This is a genomic window from Nostoc sp. ChiQUE02 (assembly GCF_034531305.2).
Lineage (GTDB): Bacteria > Cyanobacteriota > Cyanobacteriia > Cyanobacteriales > Nostocaceae > Nostoc.
The window spans coordinates 1-13,129 of sequence record NZ_JAVRBN020000088.1; the positions used below are offsets into that span (position 1 = coordinate 1).

At 45.0% G+C, this 13,129-nt stretch carries 8 protein-coding genes and 1 pseudogene; 7 read left to right on the forward strand and 2 right to left on the reverse strand.

Annotated features, from left to right (window positions below; all coding sequences use genetic code 11):
* Window positions 1–1,338 (reverse strand): serine/threonine protein kinase (locus RM347_RS34400; protein WP_428850668.1); only part of this gene is annotated, 1,338 nt, incomplete at its 3' end.
* A gap of 576 nt (window positions 1,339–1,914) precedes the next feature.
* On the opposite strand from RM347_RS34400, the gene RM347_RS34405 reads away from it, so the two are divergent.
* From RM347_RS34405 to RM347_RS34430, 6 genes are all read left to right on the forward strand, one after another.
* Window positions 1,915–3,186 (forward strand): DUF4255 domain-containing protein, encoded by a 1,272-nt coding sequence (locus RM347_RS34405; protein WP_322719310.1) that lies wholly within the window; start codon window positions 1,915–1,917, stop codon window positions 3,184–3,186.
* Window positions 3,183–5,174, forward strand: coding sequence for an ATP-binding protein (locus RM347_RS34410; RefSeq protein WP_322719311.1), 1,992 nt, complete (start codon window positions 3,183–3,185; stop codon window positions 5,172–5,174). The genes RM347_RS34405 and RM347_RS34410 overlap by 4 nt, the downstream gene beginning before the upstream one ends.
* A gap of 131 nt (window positions 5,175–5,305) precedes the next feature.
* Window positions 5,306–6,433, forward strand: a complete 1,128-nt coding sequence (locus RM347_RS34415; RefSeq protein ID WP_322719312.1) for a hypothetical protein — start codon at window positions 5,306–5,308, stop codon at window positions 6,431–6,433.
* A gap of 188 nt (window positions 6,434–6,621) precedes the next feature.
* Complete coding sequence (locus tag RM347_RS34420) at window positions 6,622–8,352, forward strand: DUF4157 domain-containing protein (protein ID WP_322719313.1); 1,731 nt, start codon at window positions 6,622–6,624, stop codon at window positions 8,350–8,352.
* Between the two features lie 293 nt (window positions 8,353–8,645).
* A complete protein-coding gene (locus RM347_RS34425) occupies window positions 8,646–10,562 on the forward strand; it encodes an eCIS core domain-containing protein (protein WP_322719314.1) in 1,917 nt (638 codons plus the stop codon).
* 62 nt (window positions 10,563–10,624) lie between these two features.
* A complete protein-coding gene (locus RM347_RS34430; protein WP_322719315.1) occupies window positions 10,625–11,236 on the forward strand; it encodes a HEAT repeat domain-containing protein in 612 nt (203 codons plus the stop codon).
* Between the two features lie 72 nt (window positions 11,237–11,308).
* Here RM347_RS34430 and RM347_RS34435 read toward each other — a convergent pair.
* A pseudogene (locus RM347_RS34435) lies at window positions 11,309–11,494 on the reverse strand (transposase); the annotation flags it as partial.
* Between the two features lie 166 nt (window positions 11,495–11,660).
* Here RM347_RS34435 and RM347_RS34440 point away from each other — a divergent pair.
* Window positions 11,661–13,016 (forward strand): Rieske 2Fe-2S domain-containing protein, encoded by a 1,356-nt coding sequence (locus tag RM347_RS34440; RefSeq protein WP_322719316.1) that lies wholly within the window; start codon window positions 11,661–11,663, stop codon window positions 13,014–13,016.
* Window positions 13,017–13,129: the final 113 nt, after the last annotated feature.

Consider the following 13,129-nt stretch of genomic DNA (forward strand, 5'->3'; position numbering starts at 1 on the left):
TTCCTCAGATTGGTTTTGCTCAATCGGGTTAAACTGTCTAGGAACAGTTTCGTGATTTGAACCTTGGTGGTAACCAGGCGAAAGCGGAGGAATGGTTTCCTCAGATTGGTTTTGCTCAATCGGGTTAAACTGTCTGGGAACAGTTTCGTGATTTGAACCCTGATTGGATGCAGGCGAAAGCGGAGGAACAGTTTCCTCAGATTGGTTTTGCTCAATTGGGTTAAACTGTCTGGGAACAGTTTCGTGATTTGAACCCTGATTGGATGCAGATGGAGGACGTAGAATCGTGTCGTCGTTCGATTGTCTGGGAATAGTTTCGTGATTTGAACCTTGATTATAGGAAGGTTGCGATCGCCCAGTAATCTCTCCGGGTACACTAGTAGTCTCGGTGGCAAATTTAGCAGCAGCTTGCAAAGCTTGATTCAGTTCTTCTACCGTTGCAAATCGGTTAGCTGGGTTCTTGTGGAGGCATTTCATCACCACCGCTTCCAATTGTACGGGTAAATGCTCACACCCTGGTTGCTCGCGCAGTGGTTTTGGTGGCTCATAAGCATGAGCTAATACCCAAGAAGCTTCACTAACATGACTACCCTTAATGCTGATTCCAAAGGGGTCGGCTGCACTCAGCATTTCATAAAGGATAATCCCTAAGCTGTAAATATCACCCCTGGCATCCAGGTTTTTATCGCTTTGGATTTGTTCCGGAGGTGCGTAACGAAATGTACCGATAAATGTACTAGTTATATTTGTAATATTAGTGTTTTCTGAAGATTCACTACGAATTTTGGCAACACCAAAATCCAAAACTTTGACCCACTCTCCCAAATCTGTAGGTACTAGAAATATATTGTCTGGTTTCAGGTCGCGATGAACTACCTGAATATGTTCAGTAGTTTTGCCGCCATCCCGTTGGAGAGTCACTCCTTGATGGGCAAGCTGTAGACCTTTACAAACTTGCGCCATAATCTTTACCGTCCGCTCAACAGATAGCCGCTTTTCGCGCAGCAGTAATTGCCTGAGCGTTTGCCCCCGCAAATATTCCATGACGTAAAATGGAAAACCTTCCGGGGTGACACCACAATCACTAATCTTAACAATGTGATCGCTTTGCAAAGCAGCACAAACTGCCACCTCACGCTCAAAACGCTTTCTCATTTCTTGTGATGCCACCAGCGTGTCTTTGAGCAACTTCAAAGCTACCTGCTGACCTACACGGGTATCCGTTGCTAGGAAGACTTCTCCCATGCCACCCCCGCCTAACCGTCTGTCTAAACGGTATCGCTGGTTATCACCTACGAAGCGACCATTCCAAGAACTTGAAGAAGGTGGGGATTTCATCTGGGGGAACCCATCCTAGTTACTTTAAAGTGTTAGCTTTAGTCAGAGATAATACTAGTATTACAAATATGAGTGCTTGCTTCGTAACCTAGATGAACATTTGTAATATATGCTACTAGCGTTTCTCTAATTATACTCAGCTTAACATAAAAGTAATGCTAGCAATTTGATAAAATGTTTAAAATTAAGACCTATGGCAGTTGAAGTTTGTTCCTGATGTAAAGTTAACGCAAATTCGATGAGGGATTGGGGATTGGGGATTGGGAAAATTTGGTAGAAGATTCATACACACAGTACTTACGCAAAAACTTCCAAAAAGCTTAATTTATCGAACTGCCTTCTCTACGAAACATTATGTGAACGCGCAGCCTCTCGTAGAAAATAATTCGTAGAGTGTGCGTAAATCTTAATACACCAGATTATTGGAGAATTGATACTTAGTTCCCAATCTCCAGTACCTTTTATTTACCATACTGATAGTCTCCGCTACAGAATATTTAAAGTTTTGCAAAAAATATTCTGTCAATGTGCTCTGGCGTACATGATTGATATGTGCTATTGCCATGAGGAATGAGGATGAGTAATGTGCTCTCTATAGCCGCCGTGACAGCAGTACTAAAAGTCTTGCTGGAAAATGGTTTAGTCAGCGATCCGATCGCTGCTAGTGTTGGTGATGTGATTGTAACTGCCCTACCACCCGATCGAATTTCAGTTGAAGCTGACGAGCGTGCTCAACTCAACCTCTTTCTCTATCAAGTGACGCAGAATCGCAACGTCGATTGGGTATCTCAGGAATTTCGGAACAGGCACTCACCGATTAATGGAAACCCGCGCTCTCTGACTCCACCACTAGCTCTTGACCTCCACTACTTGCTAACAGCCTACGGAGCCAAGGATTTTCAGGCGGAGCTTTTACTTGGCTATGCAATGCATTTATTACACAAAACACCAGCTATTACATCTGAGATTATTGAGAATACTTTGATAAATGCATCTACAACCAATACCTCAAGTGCTTTTTCGCAAGCTCTAGCAAGTGTGTCTGTATCCGATTTAGCTGAACATATTGGGCAGATCAAACTGACTCCAGAGTTTTTTAACATGGAAGAAACTTCTAAGTTATGGTCTGCTTTACAAACGCACTATCGACCTTCAGCTACCTATCTGGCGTCAATGGTATTGATTGAAAGTAGCAATGACAAGTCTGAAGGTTTCTATGTGATGCCCTTTGCTCAACCGAGTATAGAGCAAGTTATGGCTCCAGCAAAGACTGAGCAAATGATTGTTGCAGGCACAACATTAGTAATTCGTGGTAAGCGGTTACGTGGTGAGATCACCCGAGTTCGTTTGGGTAATACGGAGACGTTAATAGTACCTCAGGAAGTAAAAGAGACGCAAATCAGCTTGTTAGTCCCAGCAGATTTGTACGCTTGCGTACAGGGGATTCAAGTTGTACACCTGACAATGGGCAATGCCGGGCAAACGGATCGTATTGTTGAATCAAACGTTGCGGCTTTTGTCCTCCATCCAACAATTACAGCATTTGTTGCTCAAGTAGAAAATAGTGGCGACAATTTACGCACAGCAGAAATTACCGTTAAATTCCAGCCCAAAGTTGGTAAGGCACAGCGGGTGGTTTTGCTACTCAATGAGGTGTTAGGTGATAGTCCGGTAGCTTACTCTTTTTTCGTGGCACCACGCACCCAAGATACTGATGCAATTGCCATTCCTGTCAAAAACGTCAAGCCAGGAACTTATATTGTCCGGGTGCGGGTAGATGGAGCGGAAAGTCCACTGCACAAGAATCAGTCTGGAGCTTATGATTCGCCACAGGTGACTATTTTATGAATCCTACAACAATTAATCGCAATTGGGATGAGGCAAACTACCGCTACCTATCAGCAGCGCTAGCCGTAGTGCGTGGTATTTTAGAAAATCACACGGCCAGAGAGCAAAATCAACCTGAAGAGAAAAACCAAGAGTATTTACAGCAAGCGTTACAGGAAGCTGCTGCTGCTATGCCTGCACCATCAGCATTGGAGAGAGTATGCAAAATGTTTAGCCTCTCATCCTTTGAACGTGATGTGTTGCTGCTGTGTGCAGGTATGGAATTGAATGGAGATTTTGCAAAATTGTGTGCTATAATCCACGGTGATTTACAACGAGCTTATCCAACCTTAAGTTTAGCTCTGGCAGCTTTGCCTCACGTCCACTGGGATGCGATCGCTCCAAATGCTCCTTTACGTTATTGGCGGTTAATTCAAATTGGTGATGGTCATGCCCTGACCCTCAGTCCCCTAAGAATTGACGAGCGGATTTTACATTATTTGACGGGCATTCAATATCTTGACGAACGGCTAGCTGGCATCATTGAACCATTACAACAGGTTAGTGATTTAGTACCCTCGCACCAAAATTTAGCAGAGCGAGTAGCAGCAGTTTGGTCACAAGCTTACAAGGTTAATAGCTTGCCAGTTGTCCAATTATGTAGTAAAGAAACTGCTAGCAAACGCGCCATTGCCGCCACAATTTGTCAACTGCAAGGTTTAAGCCTGTGGGTGATGCCTGCACAAGTTATTCCCTTAGCACCTAGCGAGTTGGATAATCTTATTCGCCTGTGGACTCGCGAGACGATTTTAAGTAAGAGTGCCTTACTCATAGACTGCAACGAACTGGATATTAATGATACGGCGCGGCTAAATGCGATCGCTCATTTCATCGAACGCACAAAGGGCTTTTTAATAGTCACAAGTCGGGAACGCATAGGCTTATCACAACGCCTGGTGATTAATTTTGACGTACATCAACCAACAACCAAAGAACAAGGTGCAGTTTGGCAAGATGCACTAGGTACAATAGCACCACAAATGAACGGGCAAGTCAAAACCCTAGTGGATCAGTTTAACCTAAGTGCTGCAACTATTCGCGCTGCTTGTGCAGAAGCCGCAGGACAGTTAGCACAAACACCAGAGACAGATATTAGTGATATTTTATGGGATGCCTGCCGTGTGCAAGCACGTCCACGCTTAGATGAACTCGCCCAGCGAATTGAGCCATCTGGTGATTGGGAAGACTTGGTATTACCAGAAGCACAAAAACAAGTTCTCCGAGAAATTGCGGCTCATGTCCGTCAACGTAGTACTGTATATAATAATTGGGGTTTTGGTGCCAAAAATGGGCGGGGGTTAGGAATCAGCGCTTTATTTGCAGGTGCAAGCGGCACTGGTAAAACCTTGGGGGCAGAAGTGCTGGCACATAAATTGCGCCTCGACCTCTATCGTATTGACCTATCATCGGTAGTCAGCAAATATATTGGCGAGACAGAGAAGAATCTGCGCCGGGTGTTTGATGCAGCAGAACAAGGTGGAGTAATTTTGTTATTTGATGAAGCTGACGCCTTATTTGGCAAACGCAGTGAAGTCAAAGATGCCCGCGATCGCTATGCCAACATTGAAGTTAGCTACCTATTGCAACGCATGGAAAGCTACCCAGGACTCGCAGTCCTGACTACTAACCTGAAGAGTGCAATTGATACAGCATTTTTGCGGCGGATTCGCTTCGTAGTGCAGTTTCCCTTCCCCGATACAACACAACGAGCCGAGATTTGGCGACGCGTCTTTCCAGCCAACACCCCAACCGCAGACTTAGATGCTCTGCAACTGGCACGGCTAAATGTCGCTGGAGGTAATATTCGTAACATAGCCTTAAATGCAGCTTTCCTCGCCGCCGATGCTGGGGAACCAGTGCAGATGAAACACGTGTTGCGGGCTGCTCAGACAGAGTATACCAAGTTAGAGAAACCTTTAACTGAGGCGGAAATTGGAGGGTGGATGTGATTTAAAATCAACTAGCGATCGCCATTCAATTCCTCAGCTATTAGCCTGGATAATTTCCACTTAAGTCGATAGCGATCGCAACTCAACAAATTGTATAATTTGGCCCAAAAATATGCATTGAGGATGTTGAGATGAGCGATCGCATATTTGGGCCCAAGAAAGCAAGTACATCAACTTTTTCAAATCCATCGCTTCTCTCACCAGCAACTCCAACGCTGGCAAATCCAACACGCGGTTTTGGCATCACAAATAATTTTCCAATCCAAACAGCAACTGAGGTTGAGGTATCAGACGACTTTCATCAGGCGCAATCTGCTGGTGAGCAATCCTTGGAACCAGAAGTCATCCAAGAAAAGCCCTTGAGTCATGACATTAGTCGAATATCACTATTTCGTCCCCAGGCAAAGCCTCAACTAGGAAATAGTTATGAGCCGGAAACAAATCGGGTAGCTCATCGAGGAGAAGAAATTATCAGAGAAGGTTTGCAGCGCCAAAGTGTTGTTTATGAGCAGAGAGATACTCAGGTAATCCAGCGAGATGAAACCACCAGTTTGCCACCTGTTCCCAACTACCAACTTACTCCTCCTTCATTACTGCAACCTCCCGACCCAACTTCACGCTATAAACTGGGTATGGATATGCATTTGCAACTCGATCCCCAGTTGCAAGCGATGGCAATGCAGCATATTCAGCAGCAGTTGAATCCGGCAACGATTCGGCCTGCCCTGAGTCAGATCAATTTAGGAGTCTTACCAACTCAAGGGGCTAGCAATCCTAGCACACCCAACCCATTTGCTACCCCAACATTACCTCCGGCTTCTCCAACCGTGCCTGCGGGTGCGGGGCCAGACACTACCCGGACTGCAACAGCAGGGGATTTGCTAAAAGCAATTATGGCTGTTCCGGCAATCGATAGTGCCCTAACTTCGTTGCAAACCCAAGCAGGCGATCGCATCCAGCAAGACTGGCGACGGTTAAGCACAGGGGGGCAGATTGGTTTGATTAGCACTACAACCTTAATTGGAGTCGGAGCGATCGCAGGTGTTCTTTCCGATCCAACCGCTCGACGGTTTGCACTAGATCAACTTAATGGACAGATTTTACCTGTACCCGGATTGAACTGGTTGCGCTTGGAGATTAATACAGGTGGCAACAACCTCATGTTAGGAATGCATGTAGATGTAGGACGATTGTTGCCCCCCAGTTTAGGTTTTGGTGCGTCTTCTCCGACTGCGATCGGCGGTCCACCTCAACCGTAACCTGGTGTTATTGGTCAGCGATGATTCAACGAGTTGCAAATATTCAATCAGCCAATGATTTTTGTTAAGTTAAATCAGGTGAAAATGAAATAATTTATACTAAAGTCCATAGGGATTTAATGCAAACAAATTGTATCCTATGTGTTAGCAGTATGCTGTAGTTCGGCTATTGATGGAGGAAAGTTGAGATGAGCGATGTCCAAAGACAAGCTGCTTTGCGTCCAGGCATAGTTGGGCGTCAGAAAGCAGATACATCCACTTCGCCGAATCCATCCCTTGCCTTACCAAGTACTCCGACACTGGCAAACCCGATACGCGGCTTTGGTGTAGAAACAGTAACTGAGGCGTCGCCAGACCTTCAAAAGGCGCAGTCTGCTGATGAGCAATTAGTAGAACCAGAAGCTATCAAACAATCACCCCTGAGTCATGACATTAGTCGTATGTCATTGCGTCCACAAAAGGCATTCAACGAAAGCGTGATAAATACATCAAAAAATGCAGTCATTCAGGGAAGTGGTATAAAAAATGCCTCATACGGTGTCGATGTTGTGTCTCCTAGTGGTGGACAAAATCTTCCAGAACCCGTCCTAGCAAAGATGCAAACGGCATTCAATACAAATTTATCGAATGTCAAAATTCATACGGATGGGCAAGCTGAAAAGCTAGGTTCTCAAGCTTTCGCATCTGGTAATAATTTACATTTTGCTCAAGGTAAGTACGACCCTAACAGTCAATCTGGTCAAGCCCTAATTGGACATGAATTAACCCATGTAGTGCAACAGCGACAAGGGCGGGTTAACATACCACAACTACCTCAAGAAGGGAATTCCATAGTTGTGCAAGACCAAGCTTTGGAAGCAGAAGCTGATGTGCTAGGTAGCAAGGCGGCAGCTAGCTCTGACGTGGACAGCAAACAATCTATTCAAGCCCAGAAAATAGACGGAACTGTAAGCAACGCAGTCCAACAAAAGCCAATTGTGCAAAATGCTCTACCAGTAATTGGTTCGGTCGCCGCTTGGGGTGCTAGTCTTGCAACTGAATCAGCAGCAGCAGCAGCAACAGTAACAGCAGCAACTATTCAAGGTCTTCAAGCCGCAGCACAGGTAGGAGGTGCACTTGCTCCTGGACAAAGCGGTGTCCAAAGCGTTCAACTAGACAATGGATATATGTCACCTGTAGACAAACAAAAGCTACAGTTGATTACTCAGTATCGTCTGATTAACGCCTACGTGAGTCACTGGAAACGACAGCACCCTGATGTCCCATTAGCTCCACCTGCTCAGGGAACGGCCCCAACCCCAGCACCAACCCCAGCAACCCCAACACCAACCCCAGCAACTCCAGCACCAGCTGCTCAAGATTCACCTAATCAATCTGGTGGCACTTTAGATCAAGCCATTTTAGAAGCTGTAAAGGCAGAAGTTCAGTTGCAGATTGAAACACTACTCAATGCAAACCAAAAAACACTAACCAACGTAGAGTATATCTGGTCAGACAGTGGAGATCACACCGCAGATTCAATTGGTACTGTTGGATCGGTTGAGTTTAGCAATGTTAAAGGAACTTTTATTAAGGAAACTCTGCAATTAAGTAGTGATGCGGCTCAAATCCCGAATTTAGATCCGCCGAGTCGGGGACAAGAGATGGATGTAAGACAATTCCGAGGTGGAAGTATGCGCCGGGGTTCTTCAATGTCAATTGGTTATGGTGATTCGCTATCCATCAATTTAACAGGTAGCGGCCCGACAATTGACCATGCGGGCAACTTTGGGCATGGAGAACACACTTACTCCACTGACTGGAATTGGGACGGCAATACAACACAAGGAGATTTTCCGCTGTATATTCTACCCGATGGAAAACCTACATTTGCGACTCCACGATGGAGAGGTGAACCAGACGATAATTCCTACTTTTAGGCTTGACTTTCCCCAGCAGAAAATTTCCTAAAATGCTCAAAAGAATTGCTAAATAGTGAAGCATAAATTTTCAATGATTCAAATTGGAGTGAGTGCTTTCATCCCAAGAGCCATTCTAATTTTCAGCCCAAAACGTTTGCTCTTTGAAAAGTTGTATAGATAGTGACACTGAGCAATATACAAATAGTAAATCGTCGATATAGACGCAGTATTTTACACTTAAGTCGATAGCGATCGCAGCTAGACAAATTCTATAATCTCTATTACTAAGAATATTGATAGAGGAGGGCGAGATGAGCGATGTCGGACGACAAGCCACTGGGGGTCTACGCACGCCTGGGTGCCAGAAATCAGCCACATCAACTTTTACAAATCCCGCCCTTGCCTCATCAACTATTCCTACACTAGCTTCTCCAACGCGCGGCTTTGGTTTACAAACAAATAATCCTCCAATCCAAAGAGTTACTGAGGCATCAATTGACCTTCAAGAGGCGCAGTTTGTTGATGAGCAGTTATTGGAACCAAAAACCATCAAACAACAGCCTCTTAATCACGACATTAGTCGCATGTCCTTGCATCGTCCCCAGACAAAGCTTACAGTTGGTGCGCCAGACGACTATTATGAGCAGGAAGCTGATAAAGTTGCCGATCAGATTATGCGAATGGCTAAACCTCAGCCCATAAATTTGCAGGATACACAGACTCAAGAGGAAGTGCAAACCAAGCCTTTAGCAGCTGCTATAACTCCCCTATTGCAACGGGAGGCGATTTCAGAAGATGAAGAGGAATTGCAAACCAAGGCATCACTACAACTCGCTACCAATGGCAGCTTCCAGACTGGGGACAACTTTGAGAATCGGCTAAACAGCAGTGAAGGTGGAGGAAGCTCATTACCAGATGCAGTGCGCTCCTTTATGGAACCCCGCTTTGGCAGTGATTTTAGTCAAGTGCGGGTACATACAGGCAATGAAGCGGTGCAGATGAATCGGGAATTGAATGCCCAGGCATTTACGCACAAGCAAAACATTTTCTTTGGTGCAGGCAAGTCACCAGGTAATGATGCATTAACTGCCCATGAACTGACTCATGTGGTGCAGCAGACAGGTGCAGCCCAGAGAAAATTAATTCAACGGGCAATTAACCCCACATACGACCTGACTCACGGTGTTTTTGAGGTGAATGCCACACCAAACGGGGCGAGTCTACCCATTACTATTCGTTTCAAACCCAAAACCACTGCTCCCTACTCTAACCAGATTGGACTGATTCAAATTGTGCGTCTGACAAATGCTACAGGCACAAATGTCGAACCTCAGTCTTTACCTGCTGCTCGTGGTGCTAGCCTACGTACCACAGCTGATGCCACCACGGGAGTGGAGGGCGGATATTTCACTGATGTACTGCACAATGATGCACCTGCTCACGGTGGTACAGGAACCAATGCCCCAGCCGGAAGTGCTTTACCTGCTCAGTATCCCTTTGGCAACGACCCAGCCCAACCCAATCCTGCAACCCCTGGACTTTCACGGCCCTCTTCTAGTGGTGCAAGCGGAGCTACTATCGGTTACAAACGCTCTGATGACCCCACCGACATCAAAGCAGCAGAGCTAACCGATGCCCCTGGAGGAGCTGGTGAGTTCAACTTCGACTTTCAGACGGTGGCTAAGGGAGAAGACACCATGACAACTTACGGTGCGCTTCATTGGGGCTTCCAGATTCGTGCCGGTAAAGTTGAGAATGATAATGCATCAGCACAGGAAGGGCAATCTGCCACTTTCGATGCGGCTCTGGAGAAGCATCGAGATTTCTACGTACACGAACCAGTTATTTTTTACTTTGATTTCGACAGCGACCAACTGAGTTCCAGCGAAACAGCCAAGATTGACACATTCTTGGATTATCTGCGGCGGTTCCCGGACGTAAATGTTACTCCTGAAGGTTTCGCTGATAGGCGCGGCGGTGCTTCTCAACACAACCTAGATTTGTCTTTACGCAGAGCCGAAGCAGTAGGAGCAGCCCTGCGTGCTAAAGGTGTAGCTGAAGCTCAGATTAGTGCTGTCACTATTGGCTCTGGAGCAACTGAAGACTTTACCCCTGATGCCACTACTAACCAAGACAGAGAAGCAAATCGTCGGGGCAATCGCCGGGTCGTTTTGAGCTTTAGGCATGTGCCAGCAGCAGCACCAGCCGCTGGAGGAGCGACACCGTGATCTGGAGAACAGCAGGAATATTCGTGACAGTTTTGATACTAGTCATTGGAGGAAATTTGTATATGAATAATCAAGATGCTACCGCGACACCTATGGAGCAGATCAAAGCACGACTCTACTCTACAGATCAAGACACTAGCGGTTTGGCCCTGGGTGAATTGATCCGCTTAGGCAAACAAGCTACTCCCGTTTTGTTAGAAGCCTTGACTCATTCCAACCCCCGTACCCGTCGTCTTGCTGCCGAAGGACTGAGCGAAATTGCCGATCCCGCCAGTGCTGATGCTTTGTTCCAAGCCACCCATGACACTAATCCAGAAGTGCGTGCCCGTGCTGCCACTGCCCTACACACATTAGGGGATAAACGTTCATTGCCCGCTTTGGTTGCCACCCTTGATGATTACCCTGATATTTTGCACAATCCCTACACAGCTTCGATGTATCCTTTGATGCGAGGAGGAAAAGAAGTTTTGCCTTTGGTAGTTCCTCTGCTGCAAGCACCCAATGATCTGACTCGTGAACGGGCTTTTTTGATTGTTAAGGCTGTGGTGAGTAAACTACCCCAAGGGCAGGACTGGAATCAGTTGTGGCAGAGTTTGGGAAGTTATGATCCCGCTGGCCCACAGGCAGAACGCGACAAAGCTGCTCAACAATGGGAGGAATGGTTGAGTAAATAACTACTGTAGCTGTATCATATTGAGACATAGACTATGGATGATCAGCAGTAGGGGGACGATTCTACAGACTTGCCAAGCGGGAAAGTCTCCAGGTAACGCTCGCCATCGAACTCCCTCTACAAGAATATAAAATATTGCATTGAGAATTTCCCACATATCGACTTCACGCTTTCGACCACCAGGTTTTGCTTCTGGAATCATGTCACTTAGCCATTCATATTGGGCGCGGGTCAGATTACTCGGGTATGCTTTACCCAAGTTGCTCTCTCAGTGCTGTTTACTATCTATTCACAGCGTATACTGAGAGACCTTTTTTACCATTTCTCTGACTTTTCAAACATCCTCTAAGATCAAATCCAGCCACAGCTACAAAATTGAGAGAATTTCTGCTGAGGAATAGACTGATAGAACTTTGGAGAAAATTATGACATTAGAAATAAAACAACTACAGGCAACACAAAGAGATTCTACTTTTGAGACTCCTGAATATCAGTCAGAATTTAATTGGAGAGAATCTTGGTATCCGGTGTGTTTTCTACAAGACTTGCCTATAAATCGCCCTTATAGTTTTTCGTTATACGATGAACCTTTTGTTTTATTCAAAAACACAGATGGACAGATAATTTGTTTAACAGATCGTTGTCCTCACCGTGCAGCTAGACTGTCTGATGGGCAAATTATTGACGGTAGAATCGAGTGCTTATATCATGGTTGGCAATTTGGCCAAGATGGTCAATGTTTGCATATTCCTCAGTTATCAGCAGAGGCGAAAATTCCTGTTAGTGCTTGCATATCATCCTTTAAAGTTATAGAACGTCAAGGAATGATTTGGATGTGGGCTGGAGAAGTTGAAACGGCTGTTGATGAGTTAATACCAACTGTACCGAATTGGGATAAACCAGGATGTTTTAGCTTAGATTACATGCGAGACTTACCTTATGACCAAAGCTATTTTATTGAAAACGTTATTGACCCCGCGCATATTCCTATTAGTCATGAGGGCATATTTAGCGATCGCACTGAGGCCCAACCACTAGAAATGGAAGTCCTTGAGAGTTCCCATCAAGGAATTCGTGGAAGGTATCGAAAGACAAAAAACCCCAATCAGCCTTGGCAATTATTAGATTTTGTTGCTCCCAGCTTAGTTCTTTACAGGCTTGGCAATGAACATGAAAGTAAGTTTTGGGGATCAGCTTTATATTCAATTCCCCTCGGAAAAAATAGATGTCGGGTTCTCGTCAGAAATTATAGTAACTTTTTTGATTTTAAGACGAAGTTGATGCCTCCTTGGGTAGATCATGTAATGATCCGCAACAAAGTCTTGGAAGGTGATATGCCAATAGTTGTTGAACAAAAGGGACAAATTGAGCGTTTAGGAAAAAATTTACAGGAATTGTATTTACCGCTCAAAACATCAGACATATTAGTAGTTGCATATCGCAGGTGGTTAGATAAATACGGCTTATCTTTGCCTTTTTATCAAGGTTATTTAACTGCAAAAAATATTGATAATAGCGAGGATGGTCAAGAGTTAAAACCCTTAGATCGATTCTCGCAACACACACTGATTTGTAATTCCTGTAACCAAGCTTATCAGTTAACCAAACGATTACAAAAAAGCTGCGTGGGAATTGCGATCGCTTTTGCTGCTATAGCAATACTTACAGATACTTCTGGAATAAAAATAGCAGCAGTGTCTGCTTCTGTAGTATTAATTATTTTGGCAGTTATGGCTGAGAGACTCAAAATCCAATTTGAGGATTCCTACACTCGCCATTAGGAACTTCCAATTAAAAAAATGTCCTATCGCTGTGTAAGCAGGGGCTAGTAAGTCAAAAGGTAAAAGTAAAAAGAAAAGAATTAAGAATTAAATTTCAAGACTTCATCAGTTCT